The sequence below is a fragment of the Phaeovulum sp. genome (assembly GCF_030684035.1).
GTDB lineage: Bacteria > Pseudomonadota > Alphaproteobacteria > Rhodobacterales > Rhodobacteraceae > UBA6213.
Genome location: NZ_JAUXPI010000012.1, coordinates 126,220 through 142,454, shown reverse-complemented (window position 1 = coordinate 142,454; position 16,235 = coordinate 126,220). Strand labels below are relative to the sequence as shown.

General features: G+C 64.3%; 21 protein-coding genes. 6 read left to right on the top strand and 15 right to left on the bottom strand.

The window, feature by feature from the left end:
* Nucleotides 1-4: 4 nt before the first annotated feature.
* Genes flgA through Q8J98_RS03820 form a run of 7 tightly spaced genes read right to left on the bottom strand, consistent with a single transcriptional unit; the run spans nucleotide 5 to nucleotide 3,325 of the window.
* Nucleotides 5-445: a flagellar basal body P-ring formation chaperone FlgA gene (flgA, locus tag Q8J98_RS03850; protein ID WP_305184739.1), complete on the bottom strand. Its 441-nt coding sequence runs from the start codon at nucleotides 443-445 to the stop codon at nucleotides 5-7.
* On the bottom strand, nucleotides 442-1,227 hold the full coding sequence (gene flgG / locus Q8J98_RS03845) for a flagellar basal-body rod protein FlgG (protein WP_305184738.1): 786 nt from the start codon (nucleotides 1,225-1,227) through the stop codon (nucleotides 442-444). Before flgG ends, flgA begins: the two co-directional genes overlap by 4 nt.
* A gap of 9 nt (nucleotides 1,228-1,236) precedes the next feature.
* Entirely contained in the window at nucleotides 1,237-1,953 is a 717-nt protein-coding gene (locus Q8J98_RS03840) for a flagellar hook-basal body complex protein (RefSeq protein WP_305293220.1), read from the bottom strand.
* Nucleotides 1,954-1,956: 3 nt separating this feature from the next.
* Complete coding sequence (locus Q8J98_RS03835) at nucleotides 1,957-2,223, bottom strand: flagellar biosynthetic protein FliQ (protein WP_305184736.1); 267 nt, start codon at nucleotides 2,221-2,223, stop codon at nucleotides 1,957-1,959.
* 3 nt (nucleotides 2,224-2,226) lie between these two features.
* Nucleotides 2,227-2,520: a flagellar hook-basal body complex protein FliE gene (gene fliE, locus Q8J98_RS03830; protein WP_305184735.1), complete on the bottom strand. Its 294-nt coding sequence runs from the start codon at nucleotides 2,518-2,520 to the stop codon at nucleotides 2,227-2,229.
* A 16-nt stretch (nucleotides 2,521-2,536) separates the two neighbouring features.
* Entirely contained in the window at nucleotides 2,537-2,929 is a 393-nt protein-coding gene (gene flgC, locus Q8J98_RS03825) for a flagellar basal body rod protein FlgC (protein ID WP_305293219.1), read from the bottom strand.
* Between the two features lie 9 nt (nucleotides 2,930-2,938).
* Complete coding sequence (locus tag Q8J98_RS03820) at nucleotides 2,939-3,325, bottom strand: FlgB family protein (protein WP_305293218.1); 387 nt, start codon at nucleotides 3,323-3,325, stop codon at nucleotides 2,939-2,941.
* 81 nt (nucleotides 3,326-3,406) lie between these two features.
* On the opposite strand from Q8J98_RS03820, the gene Q8J98_RS03815 reads away from it, so the two are divergent.
* Complete coding sequence (locus Q8J98_RS03815; protein WP_305293217.1) at nucleotides 3,407-4,729, top strand: FliI/YscN family ATPase; 1,323 nt, start codon at nucleotides 3,407-3,409, stop codon at nucleotides 4,727-4,729.
* Here Q8J98_RS03815 and Q8J98_RS03810 read toward each other — a convergent pair.
* From Q8J98_RS03810 to Q8J98_RS03785, 6 genes are all read right to left on the bottom strand, one after another.
* Nucleotides 4,726-5,547: a DUF1217 domain-containing protein gene (locus Q8J98_RS03810; RefSeq protein ID WP_305293216.1), complete on the bottom strand. Its 822-nt coding sequence runs from the start codon at nucleotides 5,545-5,547 to the stop codon at nucleotides 4,726-4,728. The two genes, Q8J98_RS03815 and Q8J98_RS03810, sit on opposite strands and share 4 nt — an antisense overlap.
* Nucleotides 5,544-5,951 carry a flagellar biosynthesis repressor FlbT gene (gene flbT, locus Q8J98_RS03805; protein WP_305184730.1) on the bottom strand — a complete coding sequence of 136 codons (408 nt, stop codon included), beginning with the start codon at nucleotides 5,949-5,951 and terminating at the stop codon, nucleotides 5,544-5,546. Before flbT ends, Q8J98_RS03810 begins: the two co-directional genes overlap by 4 nt.
* On the bottom strand, nucleotides 5,948-6,325 hold the full coding sequence (gene flaF, locus Q8J98_RS03800) for a flagellar biosynthesis regulator FlaF (RefSeq protein ID WP_305184729.1): 378 nt from the start codon (nucleotides 6,323-6,325) through the stop codon (nucleotides 5,948-5,950). Before flaF ends, flbT begins: the two co-directional genes overlap by 4 nt.
* Nucleotides 6,326-6,413: 88 nt before the next feature.
* Nucleotides 6,414-7,628, bottom strand: a complete 1,215-nt coding sequence (locus Q8J98_RS03795; RefSeq protein ID WP_305293215.1) for a flagellin — start codon at nucleotides 7,626-7,628, stop codon at nucleotides 6,414-6,416.
* A gap of 210 nt (nucleotides 7,629-7,838) precedes the next feature.
* Complete coding sequence (locus Q8J98_RS03790) at nucleotides 7,839-8,180, bottom strand: hypothetical protein (RefSeq protein WP_305293214.1); 342 nt, start codon at nucleotides 8,178-8,180, stop codon at nucleotides 7,839-7,841.
* Complete coding sequence (locus Q8J98_RS03785; protein ID WP_305293213.1) at nucleotides 8,177-8,461, bottom strand: rod-binding protein; 285 nt, start codon at nucleotides 8,459-8,461, stop codon at nucleotides 8,177-8,179. The genes Q8J98_RS03790 and Q8J98_RS03785 overlap by 4 nt, the downstream gene beginning before the upstream one ends.
* Before the next feature lie 1,869 nt (nucleotides 8,462-10,330).
* Here Q8J98_RS03785 and Q8J98_RS03780 point away from each other — a divergent pair.
* Both Q8J98_RS03780 and Q8J98_RS03775 read left to right on the top strand, forming a co-directional pair.
* Nucleotides 10,331-10,777, top strand: coding sequence for a flagellar hook-length control protein FliK (locus Q8J98_RS03780; RefSeq protein ID WP_305293212.1), 447 nt, complete (start codon nucleotides 10,331-10,333; stop codon nucleotides 10,775-10,777).
* A gap of 12 nt (nucleotides 10,778-10,789) precedes the next feature.
* A complete protein-coding gene (locus Q8J98_RS03775; RefSeq protein WP_305293211.1) occupies nucleotides 10,790-11,473 on the top strand; it encodes a flagellar hook capping FlgD N-terminal domain-containing protein in 684 nt (227 codons plus the stop codon).
* Nucleotides 11,474-11,566: 93 nt separating this feature from the next.
* On the opposite strand, the gene ubiB is transcribed toward Q8J98_RS03775, so the two are convergent.
* Nucleotides 11,567-13,099, bottom strand: coding sequence for a 2-polyprenylphenol 6-hydroxylase (ubiB, locus tag Q8J98_RS03770; RefSeq protein ID WP_305293210.1), 1,533 nt, complete (start codon nucleotides 13,097-13,099; stop codon nucleotides 11,567-11,569).
* Nucleotides 13,100-13,852, bottom strand: a complete 753-nt coding sequence (gene ubiE, locus Q8J98_RS03765; RefSeq protein WP_305293209.1) for a bifunctional demethylmenaquinone methyltransferase/2-methoxy-6-polyprenyl-1,4-benzoquinol methylase UbiE — start codon at nucleotides 13,850-13,852, stop codon at nucleotides 13,100-13,102.
* 81 nt (nucleotides 13,853-13,933) lie between these two features.
* Between ubiE and mutM the strand changes: the two genes are divergently transcribed.
* From mutM to rpsT, 3 genes are all read left to right on the top strand, one after another.
* A complete protein-coding gene (gene mutM, locus Q8J98_RS03760) occupies nucleotides 13,934-14,785 on the top strand; it encodes a bifunctional DNA-formamidopyrimidine glycosylase/DNA-(apurinic or apyrimidinic site) lyase (protein WP_305293208.1) in 852 nt (283 codons plus the stop codon).
* Nucleotides 14,786-14,845: 60 nt separating this feature from the next.
* Nucleotides 14,846-15,622 (top strand): enoyl-CoA hydratase, encoded by a 777-nt coding sequence (locus Q8J98_RS03755; protein ID WP_305184720.1) that lies wholly within the window; start codon nucleotides 14,846-14,848, stop codon nucleotides 15,620-15,622.
* A 93-nt stretch (nucleotides 15,623-15,715) separates the two neighbouring features.
* Nucleotides 15,716-15,982 (top strand): 30S ribosomal protein S20, encoded by a 267-nt coding sequence (gene rpsT / locus Q8J98_RS03750; RefSeq protein WP_305184719.1) that lies wholly within the window; start codon nucleotides 15,716-15,718, stop codon nucleotides 15,980-15,982.
* Nucleotides 15,983-16,235: the final 253 nt, after the last annotated feature.

Genomic DNA, 16,235 nt, shown 5'->3' with positions numbered 1-16,235 from the left:
AACCTCACTCATTTGAGAAAACCACCAGGGTGCCATCGGGCGCGACCAAGCCAGTGACCGTGGTGCGTGATGTAATGTTGATGGCACGCAGGCTGTCGCCGACACCGCCGCGCCCAAGCGCGCGGCCCTCGGCCTGAATCGAAAGCGCGCCGCGGCGATAGAGAAGCGGCACAATCTGGTTACGCTCGATCACTGCGGGGGGACCGACATCATCGATGCGGATCACGCGCCCCGCGTAGATTGCGTTGCGCGCCTCCTGGCCGATTGCCTCGCTTAGCGAGATCAGCGCCCCGGGTATTGTGCCTTCGGCCAGACCCACATCTTCGGGGCCAATTACCGCCTGGGCGCGCAGCGTACGTGCGGCCACGACCACATCGGCCCTGCCCGAGGCCGCGAGCGCGAGAAAAACCGCTGTCAGCACCCAGAATTCCCGCCCCAGCATCATCGCACCTGCGTGGTTGCCGCGAGCATCTGGTCGGCGGCGGTAATGACCTTGGCGTTGAGCTCATAGCCGCGCTGCGCCTTGATGAGCTCGGTAATCTCGCGCACCGGATCGACCGAGCTTTCCTCAAGGTAGCCCTGCCGCAGCGTTCCCACCCCATCCTCGCCCGGGGCCGATATTTGCGGCGGGCCGGAGCCGGAGGTTTCCAGAAACAGGTTCGAGCCGATCGCCTCCAAACCCTTTTCGTTGCTGAAATTGGCGAGCGTGAACTGGCCGAGCAGCTCTGGCTGGATCCGGTCGCTGAAATAGGCGTAAACCTCGCCTGCGGCGTTGATTGCAAGCGTGCTTGCGTCGGAGGGAATGGTGATGCCGGGTGCCACCGGATAGCCGCCCGAGGTGACAATTTCGCCATCCGGCGAGCGCTTCAGCCCGCCATCGCGGGTATAGCCAGAGGCCCCCGAGGGCATCGTGACCTCGAGGTAGCCCAGGCCATCTATGGCGATGTCGAGATCGCCCCCGGTTGCCGAAAGCGTGCCTTGCGAAAGGTTTACCGTGACCGCCGCGGGCCGTACGCCCAGCCCCATCTGCACGCCGGTTGGCACCAGGGTGCCATCGTTGGCGGAAATCGTGCCGGGGCGGGTCAGCTGCTGATAATGCAGGTCTGCAAACTCGGCGCGGCGGGGGTTGTAGCCTGTGGTCGACATGTTCGCGAGGTTGTTGGAAATGACCTCGACCCGCATCTGCTGTGCGCTCATTCCGGTTGCGGCTATTTGCAGGGCACGCATGCGGGGCTCCTATCGGCCAAGGGTGGAAATGACACCGCGAATGCGTTCGTCTTCGCGGTCAAGAAAGGTCTGGCCCATTTCGTAGGCGCGCTGCACCTCGATCATGCGGGCAATTTCAGAAATCGGATCGACGTTGGATTCCTCCAGAAACCCTTGCAGCATCACGCCGCCCTCGATCGGTTCAACCCCCGCCTCGGCGGAGAAGCGGGTGCCGCCGACATGTACAAGGCCATTCGGATCGGCGGGCAGAAAAAGCCCGATCTCGGCTAACGGCCGCCCCTCGGCGGAAAGCGTGCCATCTTGCGAAAGCGTGATGCCGCGCGCGCCTGCGGGCACGAAAACCGGTGCCGCCCCCGCATCGAGCAGGCGAAAACCGTCAAGTGTCAGCAGTTCGCCCTCGGGCGATGGGGTAAAGCTTCCGGCGCGGGTCAGTTGCTGGCCCTCGGGTGTGTCGATCAGGAAATAGCCTTCGCCCTCAATGGCAAAGTCGAAGGTTCCGCCGGTCTCTGCCAGCGGCCCCTGGGTCCGGTTCACTGTCCGCACCAGCGCCTCGGCCATCGAAAGCGAAGGTTCCGCGCCATCGAGTGCGGCGATGTGCTCGGAAAAGATCACGCCTTCCTTGCGAAAGCCATTGGTCGAGACGTTGGCAATATTGTTCGCCACGGTCTGCATCTCGCGCATCAGGCCGGATTGGCGGGTGAGGGTTGCGTAAATCGCGTTGTCCATGCCTCAGCCCCCCGCGATCAGCGGAATGATCTGGAGCCGGAAAAACGCCACCAGCGATTCCGACATGAACGACATGGAAACCCAGAACACCGCCAGCATCGCGCCCACCTTGGGCACAAAGGTCAGGGTCATTTCCTGCACCGAAGTCAGCGCCTGAAAGAGGCCGATGGAGACCCCGGCAATGAGCGCGACAGCGAGCATTGGTGCCGCGATCATCACCGCGATCCAAAGCCCCTGGCGCATCGTGTCGAAGAACACTGCCTGTTCCATCGCTCAGACCGGCATCCGCAAGATTTCCTGATAGGCTTCAACAACCCGGTCGCGCAACGTGACCGCGGTTTCCACCGCAAGTTCGGTTGCCGCGAGCGCCTGCACCAGCGCGTGCGGGTCGGCACCTCCGGTCATCGCGGCACGGGCAGTGGTTTCGCCCTCGCGCAGCACTGCGGCAAAGTCGTTGGCAAGGCTGCCGAGCGTGCTCTGACCAGACCCGCCCGCAACGGGACGCGGTGCCGTTGCGGGGCGGGCCTGGGCATAGCTTTGCGCGGCAAGAGAGGTTCGCACGTCCATTCTGGACCTCCTCTGATCAGCGGCGCAGGAGATCGAGCAAGGCCGACGACATTTGCCGCGCCTGATCGAACATCCTGAGATTCGCCTCGTAGCTGCGCTGCGCTTCGCGCGCGTCAGCGATTTCGACCACCAGATCGACATTCGAGCCGTCGTAGTAGCCGCCTTCATCGGCCAGCGGGTGCCCCGGATCGTAGATCCGCGTCAGCTCCTTCCGGTCGAGATTCACCGGGCCGAGTCCGACCATCCCGGTATGCTGGCCGGCTTCGATCACCTCCTCGAAGGTTGCGGTCTTGCGGTGGTAGCCGGGTGTATCGGCGTTGGCGATGTTTTCGGAAACGTGGCGCAGTCGCTGCGCCTGCACCCTCATGCCGGCGGCGGAAAGCGCGAGAGTGCTGGTGAAATCGGCCATTTTCGCCCCCTACCTGCGCCCAAGGCTGCTGCGCAGCACGCCAAGCGACGTCTTGTAGATAGCGAGCGCAAGGTCATGCTGGCGCTTGACCTCAGCTGCCTTCACCATCTCATCCTCCAGCGAAACCGAGTTGCCGTTGGGCGACATCGTGCCCGGCTCGCGGCGCGGCGAAATCATCGCCGCTGCTGCCGACCCGCCTGGCAGATGCGCGCTGCGGGTTGCACGCATGGTGCCGCCCGAGGCGGCGGCATAAACTTCGGCAAAGGGGGCCACATCGCGCGCGGCATAGCCCGGCGTGTCGGCATTCGCGATGTTCTGGGAAACGGCGTTCTGGCGCAGGGCGGCGTGTGACGCCATCGCCCGCGCGATCTCCAGGATCACAAGTTTTTCAAACATCGGGGTTTCTCCTCCGAGCCATCAACCAAGGCTTAAGAGCGAATCATTTAGAAAACGTTTCATGAACACGAGGTGGCCAGAATGGCATTCGCCGAATTTGATCTGTTGCGCGCCGAAATCTCCGGGCTTGGGTCATCGCATTCTGTCGGGCGGGTCTGCGAGGTGGGCGGTGGCACGATCATGGCCAGCGGGCTTTCCTCGCGCGCTGCATTGGGCGACCGGGTGAACCTGCACAGACAAAGCGGCAGCCAGCTTGGTGGCGAGGTGCTGGCATTGCATACGGGGCGTGTGGCAGTGCTGGCCGATGGTGCCGCCGAGGGAATTGCCATCGGCGACCGGGTCGAGCTTATCGGGCAGGCGGGCATCGCCCCAGACCCAAGCTGGATCGGCCGCATCATCGATCCCTTTGGCCAACCGCTTGATGGTCGCCCCATCTTGCGCGGCACCGTTGAGCGCCCGCTCCGTGCCAGCCCGCCGCCTGCGGCGCAGCGCCGCCGCCTTGGCGAGCGGCTCGAAACCGGGATCCGCGCGTTCAACACGCTGCTTCCGCTGGTGCGCGGGCAGCGCATCGGGCTTTTCGCGGGCTCTGGCGTTGGCAAGTCAATGCTGCTGGCGCAGTTTGCACGCGGGGTTTCCGCCGATGTGGTGGTGATCGCCCTGGTGGGCGAACGCGGGCGCGAGTTGCGCGAATTCGTTGAAGCTGTGCTTGGGCCCGCGGGCATGGCGCGCGCGGTGGTGGTGGCGGCCACCTCCGACCTTTCGCCGCTGGTGCGCCGCCGCTGTGCCTGGGCAGCGATGGCGGTTGCAGAATTCTTCCGCGATCAGGGCATGCATGTGCTCTATCTGGCCGACAGTGTCACCCGTTTTGCCGAGGCGCACCGGGAGGTGGCGCTGGCCGGGGGTGAACCGCCTTCCCTGCGCGGCTATCCGCCTTCGACCGCGCATCAGATCATGGCTTTGGGCGAGCGTGCCGGGCCGGGGCCGGAGGGCGCGGGCGATATCACGGCGGTGTTTTCGGTGCTGGTCGCCGGTTCCGACATGGAAGAGCCGATCGCCGATATTCTGCGCGGTGTTCTCGATGGCCATGTGGTGCTTGACCGCGGCATTGCCGAACGCGGGCGCTTTCCCGCCATTGATCTTCTGCGTTCGGTTTCGCGCTCGCTTCCACGGGCCGCAACCGCTCCGGAAAACGCCCTGATCGCGCAGGCGCGGCGGCTGCTCGGCACCTATGACCGGGCCGAGATGATGGTTCAGGCGGGGCTCTACGCGCCGGGTTCCGATCCGCAGGTCGATGCCGCGCTGCGGGTCTGGCCCGCGCTCGATGCGTTTCTTGCCGAGAATGAACCGGCGACGGTCGCAGCCAGTTTCACGCGGCTGGCCGAGTGTCTTGCACCAGCAGGTTAAAGGCGCATCGACAGCGCGCGCTGCGCATTCGCGCCCGACTGCAGCAGTTGCAGCGCAGCAGATTTTGTGGTGCCAAGGCCTGCCGCCGTCTGCGCCCGCAGCAGATACATTTTCACCAGCTTGTCCATGTTTGCAGGGTCGGCGAACAGCTTCGGATCGGAGCTTCCGAACATCGCGCTGGCCTTGCGCCGCAGGCTGGAGACCTGGGCATCGACATTCGTGGCGCTGAAGCTTGCAGGAAAGCCGAGCGCGGTGCGCACCACCTCGGCAAGCGGCTTTGATCCGATCACGGTGAGCCACTTGGTTGTTTCGCTGCTGGCTTTCGCCGCAAGCTTGGGCAACTCGCGCTCGGCATTCAGCACCAGGCGCATGTTGTTATCGGTCTCACCCACCGCGGCCTCGAACTGGCGCTGGCCGTAGGCCGCAAGGATTTCGTCAGGAAAATCCGAAAGCACGGTGCGCGGCGTGGAATAGTCGCCAAAGCCGAAAGCGCGGGAAAATTCGGCATAGCTCTTGTTGGAAAGCCTGTTGGCAAGATCCGAGGTGTCGAGCGTGCCTTCCTCGAGCACTTTGCGGATGAAAAATCGGTTGTCGATATCGGAATCGAGCCCGAAAGCGCCCAGCGCCACTTTCAGCAGGCGGCGGTCGGAAACGAGGTCTTCAGCGGTTCTGATTCCGCCGATCTTCTCGCGGAAATGGGCTTCGTCGCGCTTCAACGTCGCAGAGGCGGCAAAGGCCGCCTTCTGCATCTGCATGGTCCGGCCCAGAAACTTCCATCCGGCGTAACCGGAAAAAGGAATGACCGGCGCGAAGCTCATGCGCGACCGGCGGCGGCCATCAGCCGCTCTTCACGGGGCAACAGGCTGCGCAACGCCTTCAATGCCTGGTAGTGCTGATTGTCGAGCACCGCCGCGGTGGCAAGCGTCAGCTGCGCGCGGCTGTCATGGTCGGTCAGCACCTGACTGAGTTGCTCGATGCCGCGCAGAAGCTGCATCTGCGCTTCGCCCGCGTCGGCGTCGCCTGACAACACCAGCTGCGCTATGTAGCAGACGCGCCGCACCGGGGTGTTGACCTCTTCGGGGTGGATCGCATCGCGCAGCCGCAGGATATGCGCATTCGGAGTCATGATCGCGAGCCGCGAGCGGCGCTCACCATTCTCGATCACCGCGCCGTTGATCAGCACGCGCTCTTTTGGCGCGAGCTTGAGCACGAGCCCGGTCATGATGCGCCACCCTCCTGCCGGAGGCCGCGCATGATCGCGGTGTTGATGTCAACCAGCACCTCAGCCCCGCAATCGCCCGCCAGCACCTTGCGGGTGTGCTGGTTGGTGAATTCCGCAAGGTAAAAGATGCGGGCCCGAAGTGGCGCGGGAAGCAGGTTCCCGGGCCCCGCCACATCTGCGGCAAGCGTACTCCAGAGCCTGCGGTTGTCATGCAGCGCGCGGGCAAGCGTGCTGAAGCCCGCATCTCCCAGCGCTGCAGCGGTCTTGAGCCGGTGCGTGATGCGGGCGAAGACTTCGTATTCGGTGCCGCGCGCCGTGCGGGTTGCCTGATCGGGCGCGGAATAGGCCGTTTTGGCCAAGGTTGTAGCGTTCACGGGAAATCCTTCCAGTGCAATGGTGCTTCAGATCACGGCTTTGCCGGGCGTGTGGGCGGGGGTGCCGCTTTGGGCACCCCCGGCTGTCCTAGCGGAACAGAGCCAGGATGTTCTGCGGCTGCTGGTTGGCAATCGACAGCGCCTGAATGCCGAGCTGCTGTTGCGTTTGCAGCGCCTGCAGACGTGCCGATGCTTCTTCCATGTCGGCATCGACCAGCGCCCCGATCCCGGCCTTCAGCGAGTCCGACAGGTTGGTGATGAACTCTGCCTGCGTGCTGATACGGCCTTCGACCGAACCGAATGCAGCCGCCGCATCGACCGAGGTGTTGATCAGCGTTTCAATATTTGCCAGCGCGGTCGTCGCGTTGCCGCTTGTGGAAACGTCGATCGTGGCAAGCAGGCCGAGCCCGCCGGAATTGGCATTGGTGAACTGGCCGCTGATCGACAGAGAATCCGCACCAGTGTTGGTGATTGCAAGTACGCCGGGGGAACCGCTGTCATAGGCCACGGAAACCGCCGCCCCCGAAGCCTCGATTGCCGCCTTCAGGTTGATCGCAATGACATCTTGAGGCGAGTTGCCAGCCGCAATATCTTCGGCGGTCACGGTGTAGGAAACCTGCTTGTTGCCAACCGTCATCGAAATCTTGTCGCCTGCGGCGAACGTTGGATCAACGATGGTGACAGTGCCCGCTGCCACCGTGCCGCCGGCCGCGTCGAGCGAGAAGCCGAACGAGTCTGCGCCGTCCGCCGCGACCCCGTCCGAGCCAGTAAACACCGCTTTTGCGGTGTAGCCGCCGGTCGACAGGTTCTGCGCGTTCACGGTGATCGACGAGGCGGTCACGTTGCCCGAGGAGTCCCGGTCGAGCGAAGCGAGAATGTCGGCGCTGCTCACCGCGCCGTTGACCAGGTTCAGGCCGTTGAACTGGGCCGCGCCGACCACCGAGGTGACCTGATCGACAAGTGCTGCGACGTCAGTCTGAAGCTTCGCGCGGTCGACGTTGTCTTCTTGCGCCGCGACGATCTTCCCCTTCATCTTGGTCAGAAGGTCGGTGATGGTTTCCGAGGCCTGACGGGCCACGGCAACGGTCGATTCGCCCAGCGCGAGGCTGTCGGAGATGGCTTTGAAGCCCTGCACGTCAGACTCCATGACCTTCGAGATTGCCCAAACCGCAGCATTGTCCTTGGCGCTCGCCACCGACTTGCCGGTGGAAATCTCGGCCTGTGTCTTGGCAAGGCCGGAATTGATGCCGCGCAGAGTTTGCAGCGCAACCATGGCGCTGGTGTTCGTCAGAATGCTTGACATGACATGTCCTATACTGTCGGCGCTTTGCGCCGGGTTTCACAAACCCCGGATCGGGGCACTGCTGGCGTTCTGACCGGGGCGGGTCGGGGCTTTGCCCGGGTGCCGCACCATCCTTCGGGATGTGCGCCAAATCTGCGCCGCAAGTTCTAAGAACTCGCTAAGTGCCGCCTGTCAAACAGCTGATATTCACAGCAATTTTCATAAAACCGCTCATGCGCGGCGCTCCACGTTCGGGCCGCCAGAGGCCACGGTGCACGCCTTCCCGCGCGCGTCGTAGCTGTTCAGGCTGCGGCTTGCGCGGGTAATCATGGCAAGCCGGGCTTGCGCCGCGCGAACCCCCTTCTGGGCGGCGGCAAGCAGGCGCTGGTTGGTCTGGGCGCGTGCGCGCAGCCGGTTCAGCGCTTCGGCTGGGGCGTCGGCCAGTGCGGTTATCAACTGTTCCTTGGTTTCGGCAAGTTGGCCCAGCGCGGTAAATGTACCGGAGCAAATGGCATGGCGCTCGGCGTCGAACAGGCGTTCCAGCGACTCGATTGTATTTGTTGTGTCGGTCATGGCGCGCTCCGGGTCATTGCCGCAAACATCGCTTCTGCAAGGCCGATGCCGCCTGCGCGCGCCATCTGGGCCGCCTGTTCCTGCCGCAGGAACGAGGTGAACTGCTCTTCGCCAGCGCCGCCGCCAAAGCTTTGTCGGGCCTCCCCTAGTCCCGCCCCTTTCAGCATCTCGGAAAGAAAGCTCGCCTCGAGCGCGACCAGGGCCTCGCGCAGCGCCGGGTTCTGTTTGGCTGGTGCGCGTGGAGCAGGCTCAGGCAGCACAGGCAATTTCAGTTCGGACATCGGATAGCTCCAAATGCAGCAATTTCGGGGATTATGGGCAAGAACGGGTAAAGAAGCGGTAACCTCCTGCTGTCATGTTCGCGGCATCAACGGCAGAAGGTCGTTTGGAACATGAATTCTCTCGCAGCACGCGAATTTCTGGGTGCTACGCCGCAACTGCCCGGCACCTCACATGGTATTGGCCCCGCCACCGATGGTGCCTTTCTGGCGTTTCTTGCGGCTGAGGCAGGCACAGATCTCGCGCCGAGTCAGCCCGGCTCCATTGCAACCGGCGATGCACCGCTGCCCGCCACATTACCGGATGCGGCAGGACCACCGCGCATTGGCACCGCCACGGACGGGGCGGTGCCAAAGGCCGCAACCCAAACCGGTGAGGTGCTCGCGCAAGGATTTTCGGCTCCCAAATCCTCCGTGCACACCGAGACTGCGCAACCCGCTCAGCGCCCGCGCCCGGTGCCCGAGGCTTTTCCGGCTAAAGGTGGTGCTGAGTCGCTTGACCAGATGGCCATGCCTGCTGCCTGGCCCTCGTGGGCGATGCCGCTTGCACAACCGCATGCGGGCACCGCAGCAACGTCCGCCGCATCCGGTGAAACTTCAACAGCCGGGGTTTCGAGCAGCGGCAAGCAAGTTCCTCAACCGCCGTTGCCTGCCTCTGCTCACCCCGTGTTTGCCGCCAGAAGCAGCGCCGCGTCGCTTCAGCCGCACCAGCCAGCCCCACCCGCGGCAGATACGGATATCGCGCCCTCGCCCTTGCCTGCCGCGACTTCCGCTACACCTCCCCCAGACCCGAAAAGGGTTACGAGCGCCGACGGCGAGGCGATGGTAACGCCGAAGACGACTTACATCATGCAACCCGCCCCCGATTTTTCCGGGCGGTCGGCAAAGCTGCAAACTTCACCACCAACTTTCTCGCCCGAAGCCAGCTTGCCGCTCGTTGGTTATCACCCAAGTCGAAGGCACGGCCCACAGGTGCCACCCCCCGCAGCGCAGCAAGCTGCGCCAAGTCCCACTCCGGCGGCCGCCCCTTCGGCCCTTGTCTTTGCCGCCCCGCCGCCCGGTCAGCTGCTTCACCCCGGCGCGCAGTTGCCCGAAACGCCGCCATTTCGGGCCGCAACAACACCCGAACATGCTGCAGCGCCCGCGCACCCCCCCCCGCGCCTCTGGGCAAACCCGCAGCCCGCAGGGTCAACGGCCGCTTACGATATACAGGGCCGTGCATCTTCGCCCGCAGCAGCGGGTGCCGACGCAACTGCTGCCTCCGGCATGGAAGAAGCCAGGGGGCACGGATCAGGTTTCCAGGTTCTTGCCGCCAGCGCCAGCACAGCGGATCGGCTGGCACCGCAACATGCCAACCCCGCGCTTTCGGATGCGGCGCAAGGCGTCGGCCGCATGCCACCGCAAACCGCAGGGCGCGTCGCGCAGCTTGGTGCCTTCGCTGTGCCCCCCGCCCTGCAAACAGGTGCCGAAGCAGGCGAACGCGCCGCCCGGACCGCATTCACACCGATGCCAGACGGCCACGGCGGCGCATCGGGCACCGTGGCAGGCGAACCGCCCGGGCAAGCACCCCGGAGTGGACCGGCACAAGCACCGCTCCTTGCCACTGCGCACGCCGCTGCTTGGCAGGCCTCTGCCGAAGCGGCAACTGCGCCGGAACCGGCAGCCCGCGCGGCGCAGCCCGAGGCAGAAGCTGGGCATGCGCCTTCGCCGGTCGCGGGCCCCCAGGGGCAGCAGCAGCCGCGCGGTCCCCGCCGAGCGGAAGCCTTGGTCGGCGCTGCGCCCCTCGGGTCCAGCGCGCCAGATCCGGCGGCCACCGCTCTGCATTCCGATCCGCCAATGCTCTCGACCGCGTCAGCGCAGGGTGACCGCCTCATGGCAGCTGCACCCGCCGCACAGGGGCAGGGTACCGATCTCAGCGTATCGGCGCTTCGGCAGATGGCCGAGTTGGTCGCCCAACGCGCCGACCGCCCGGTCGAGCTGACCCTGGCACCCGAAGAACTGGGGCGGGTGCGGCTGACACTCGCAACCTCCGAACAAGGTGTTACGGTGTCGGTTCAGGCCGAGCGGCCGGAAACGCTTGAACTCTTTCGCCGCAACATCGACCATCTGGCGCGCGATTTCCGCGAATTGGGCTATTCCAATATTGCCTTCAGCTTCGGCGACCGCCCGCAGGAGCAAGGCCAGCCCGACAAGCCGCAGGCTCAAGCAGGGGCCGAGGTCGAAAACCCGCGGCACGCCCAGCCGGTCGCACCGGCCGCCGCGCTCACGCAGCAATTGCCCTCGGTGCCCGGCACCGGCGGCCTTGACCTTAGGCTCTGAAGGGAGAAACCCATGGTAGACGTCGTGAATGGCCTGACTTCCGGCACCACCACCACACCGCAGAAAACCGACAGCGCCGCAATGATCAGCAGCGACTTTCAGACGTTTTTGCTGATGCTCACCACCCAGATGCAAAACCAGGATCCGCTGAATCCGATCGAAAGCTCGGATTATGCGGTGCAGCTTGCTACCTTCTCCGGCGTCGAACAACAGGTGAAAAGCAACCAGCTGCTGGCGGGGCTCTCTGCGCAAATCGGCCTGCTCGGCATGGCGCAATTCGCCAGCTGGGTCGGAATGGAGGCACGCGCAGCCGCGCCGGTGCTATTTGACGGTGTCACCCCGGTCACGCTCTCGCCCAACCCGCATGTGGGTGCCAGCCGCGCGGTACTGGTTACCGTGAGCGCGCTGGGGCAAGAGGCTGATCGCCGCGATGTCGCGGTTTCCGCCGAGCCGGTCAACTGGACCGGCACCTCCAGCACCGGCACCGCCTTCATGCCAGGAAAGTACAGTTTTTATCTGGAAAGCTACGATGCAAGCGGTGCCCAGCTCTCAAACGAGATGGTGGAAGCCTACGCGACCATCACCGAGGCGCGTGGCGGCGCGGGCGGCACCACGCTTGTGCTTTCAGGCGGCGCGACCGTCGCTGCCGATGCGATAACGGCAATTCGCGCGCCAACTGGCGCAAACCAGATGTGAGGGCGGCGCGAAAATACCAAAGCGGTCATGCGCCAAACGCCAAAATTCGGTCAGCCTCTCAAGCGGGCAAAGGTGTCTTGCGCGTCGCTTCGCCTAGAACAGCGCGGCAAGGGCCACACCCGCGCCGACCATCGCCCCGCCCGCCAGAAACAGCACGAGATCGCGGCTTCGGCGCGGTGCCGGTGGCGGAGGCGGAGGCGCGGCCACCTGCCCTTGCAGCGCGCGTTCAACCATGTCGGGAAGCCGTGGGCCGAACCTTCCCAGCACCCGCGCCGTGCGCAACAGGTCGCGCGCCATCGAGCGCGGCCCGAGATTCTGGCGAATGTAGGTGCCCACGACCGGCTTTGCCACTTCCCACATGTTCAGCGCCGGGTTGAGCGAGCGCGCGACGCCTTCGACCACCACCATCGTGCGTTGCAGCAAGATCAGCTCGGTTCGGGTTTGCATGCCAAAACGCTCGGTCACTTCAAAAAGATAGGCCAGCAGTCGCGCCATTGAGATATGGCTGGCATCCATGCCGAAGATCGGCTCGCCCACCGCCCGCAGCGCCCGCGCGAAATCGTCCACGTTGCGGTCACGCGGCACATAGCCCGCTTCGAAATGCACCTCGGCAACGCGGCGATAATCCTTGCGGATGAACCCCATCAGGATCTCGGCATAGACGCGGCGGGTGTATTCGTCGATCTGCCCCATGATGCCGAAGTCATAGGCGATGATGTCGCCATTCTCCGCCACCTTGAGGTTGCCCTGGTGCATGTCAGCGTGAAAATAGCCGTCGCGCAGCGCGTGGCTGAGAAACAGCTGCAACACCCGCTCGCTCAATGCCACAAGGTCGTGCCCCGCGCTTTGCAACGCCTCGATGTCGCCGAGCGCGATGCCATCGACCCAATCGAGCGTCATGACGCGGCGCGCCGAAAGGTCCCAATGCGGGCGCGGCGCCGAAAACCCTTCGTCGCGCGCGGTATTGGCACAAAACGCCAGAGCGGCCGAAGCCTCCATGCGCAGATCAAGCTCGCCCAGCACCACGCTTTCGAAATGCGCCACCACATCCGAAGGCCGCAGGCGGCGCGACGCAGGCGACAGGAACTCGATCATCGCCGCGGCGAAGTGGAAGGCATCAAGGTCTTTCTGAAAAGCGCGCTCAATGCCCGGCCGCAGCACCTTGACCGCGACCTTCTGGCCGGTATCGACACGTCGCGCAGCATGCACCTGCGCGATCGACGCAGCGGCCACGGCTTCGGAAAACTCGGCAAAGATCGCATCGACCGGCTGGCCCAATTCGGCTGCGACCGAGGCCTTCGCCTCGGCCACCGAAAACGGCGGCAGGCGATCTTGCAAAACCGTCAACTGCTCAGCCAGTTCCGCGCCGACAACATCGGGGCGGGTCGAAAGCACTTGCCCGAACTTGATATAGGCGGGCCCGAGTGCGGTCAGCGCGCGCGTCACCGGCGGCAGCGCCGGGTCGCCCTTCAACCCCAGCCAGGCAAACGGCCAGCCCATCACCCGCGCCGCCAGCCGCAGCCGCGGCGGCACATCCATGGCCTCCAGCGCCAGTTTCATCGCGCCCGACCTCTCGAAGGTCGCGCCGGTAATGATCAGCCGCCAGAGGTTGTGCGGGCCCCGCATCTAGATTTTCCAGCCCGAATGCAGCGCTGCAATGCCCATGCTCAGGTTGCGGTATTTCACCTGCCCAAACCCCGCCGCGCGGATCATCCGCGCGAAAGCCTCTTGATCGGGGAACTTGCGGATTGATTCGACCAGGTACTGGTAACTATCCCGGTCCTTCGCAACCAGCGCGCCGAGCGGCGGGATCACGTTGAAGGAATAGCGGTCATAAAGCCATTGCAGCGCCGGGTTCGGCAACTGGCTGAACTCCAGCACCATCAGCCTTCCGCCGGGGCGCAGCACGCGAAAGGCCTCGGCCAGCACATCGGATATGCGCGTCACGTTGCGGATGCCGAAGCTCATGGTGAACACATCATAGGAATTGTCCGCAAACGGCAGCGCCATGGCATCGGCCTCCACCCATTCCAGCCGGCTTGCAAGGTTTTCCGCCTCGGCGCGCTTCTGCCCCTCGGTCAGCATGCTTTCGGTCATGTCGCAGACGGTGGCGGTGGCACCCGGCGCACGCCCGAGAAAACGGAAAGCCACGTCGCCGGTGCCGCCTGCCATGTCCAGCAGGTGCTGACCGGGGCGCGGTGCCAGCCAATTCATCATCGCGTCTTTCCAGAGCCGATGGATGCCGAGGCTCATCAGATCGTTCATGATGTCGTATTTCGAGGCGACGCGGGTAAAGACCCCGTGCACCATTCCAGCCTTTTCGCCCTCGTTCACGGTCTGAAAGCCGAAATGCGTGGTGTTCTGGGTGCTGTCCGTCATGGCCCTTGCCGATCTTGAATGGTGCCCCCCTTATAGGCGGCGCAGCGGCCAAGACAATGCGGCAAGAGCAAGGAGAAGTGCGTGCCCGAACTGCCCGAAGTGGAAACCGTGCGCCGTGGCCTTGCTCCCGCGATGGAAGGGCATGCAATCGTGCTGGCCAAGATCAACCGCCCTGATCTGCGCTGGCCATTGCCTGAACGCATGGCCGAACGGCTACAGGGCGCGCGGGTTCTGGCGCTCCGGCGGCGGTCGAAATACCTTCTGGCCGATCTTTCCACGGGTGAAACGCTGCTGGTACACCTTGGCATGTCGGGGCGGATGCTGCTTTCGGGCAGCCCCTTGGCCGCGCTCCACCACCCCCACCCAGCGCCGCAAAAGCATGACCATGTGGTGCTGCACATGAACGCAGGCGCGCGCATCACCTTCAACGATGCCCGCCGCTTCGGCGCAATGGATCTGATGCCCACCGAGACTGCCGGGCAGCATTGGCTGCTCTGTGACCTCGGCCCCGAGCCTTTCAGCAACGATTTTCATGAAGACTACCTGCTTGCCCGGCTCAAGGGTCGCGCCAGCCCGATCAAATCGGCGCTGCTCGATCAGCGCCTTCTGGCGGGGCTTGGCAATATCTACGTCAGCGAAGTGCTGCACCGCGCCGGAATCGACCCGCGCCGCGCCGCCGGGCGTATCTCCGCCACGCGCATCGCCAGCCTCGTGCCGATCATCCGGCAGGTTCTGGCCGAGGCGATCGAAGCTGGCGGATCAAGCCTGCGCGACCACCGCCAGCCCGATGGCGAGCTTGGCTATTTCCAGCATACCTTTCGGGTTTATGACCGCGCGGGTGCGCCCTGCCCCACGCCCGGCTGCACCGGCACCATCACCCGCATCACCCAGTCCGGACGGTCGAGCTTCTACTGCCCGACCTGCCAGAGATGACTTGATAATCGCCCCACGAGTGTTAGGACTCGCCCCCGGACTTCTGGAAAGGGTCGCATCATGGCCTACGAAACCCTGATCGTCGAAATCGAAGATTCTGTCGCGCTGATCCGGCTTAACCGCCCCGAAGCGCTCAACGCCCTCAATTCGCAGCTCCTGGGCGAGCTGGCCGAGGCGCTGAAAGCCGCTGATGAAAACGACAAGGTGCGCTGCATCGTCATCACCGGCTCGGAAAAGGCCTTTGCCGCCGGTGCCGACATCAAGGAAATGTCCGACAAGGGCTTTGTCGAGATGTTCACCAGCAATTACTTCGGGGCCGAATCCGATGCCATCTCGCGCGTGCGCAAACCGGTCATCGCGGCGGTCTCGGGCTATGCGCTTGGCGGCGGCTGCGAACTGGCGATGATGTGCGATTTCATCATCGCCTCGGAAACCGCCAGATTCGGCCAGCCGGAAATCAACCTCGGCGTGGTGGCCGGTATCGGCGGCACCCAGCGCCTTACCCGATTCGTCGGCAAGTCGAAGTCGATGGACATGCACCTGACCGGGCGCTTCATGGATGCCGCCGAGGCCGAGCGTTCCGGCCTTGTCAGCCGCGTTGTGCCAGTAGGCAAGCTGATCCCCGAAGCCATGGAGGCGGCGCGCAAGATCGCCGCGAAGTCGGCGCTCAGCACGATGGTGGTGAAGGAAGCGGTCAACCGCGCCTATGAGACAACCCTGCGCGAAGGCATCCTGTTCGAGCGCCGGGTCTTTCATGCGCTTTTTGCCACCGAGGACCAGAAAGAGGGCATGAGCGCCTTCCTCGAAAAACGGCAGCCGCAGTTCCGCGACCGCTAGGGTTTTTCTTCGCCCCGCCCCGTTGACTTCAATCCGAGTCGCGCATAGAAGCGCGGCTTCAGGATTACCCTACCGAAATCGGAAAACAACACTATGGCCAATACGCCCCAATCCAAGAAGCGCGCACGCCAGAACGAGCGCCGCAATGACGTCAACAAGGCGCGCCGTTCGCGGATTCGCACCTTCCTGCGCAAGGTCGAGGAAGCTCTTGCCTCGGGTAGCGCCGACACCGCCGCGACCGCACTGCGCGCCGCCCAGCCGGAGCTGGCGCGGGGCGTGACCAAAGGCGTTTTGCACAAGAATACCGTGGCGCGCAAAATGTCGCGCCTTGCCTCGCGCGTGAAAGCGCTGGCTGTCTGATCTGACTGGATTTTTTCCTGAAAGGGCGCACCCACGGGTGGTGCCCTTTTTTGCTTTATCAATCATATCAATGCGTTGTGCTATTGTTGCCGTGCCGACAGATTCGCTGCGACAAAACGAAGTCAAGTACGAAGTTTGGTTGCGAAGGCCACAGACGGCTTGTTAGCGTGACGAAGCGATTCACGTCGCCTGGGGGACATGACGCATTGCTGCACCACCCGGCGCTCCTGCGCCGGGCGTTCAAGGAAGCTGC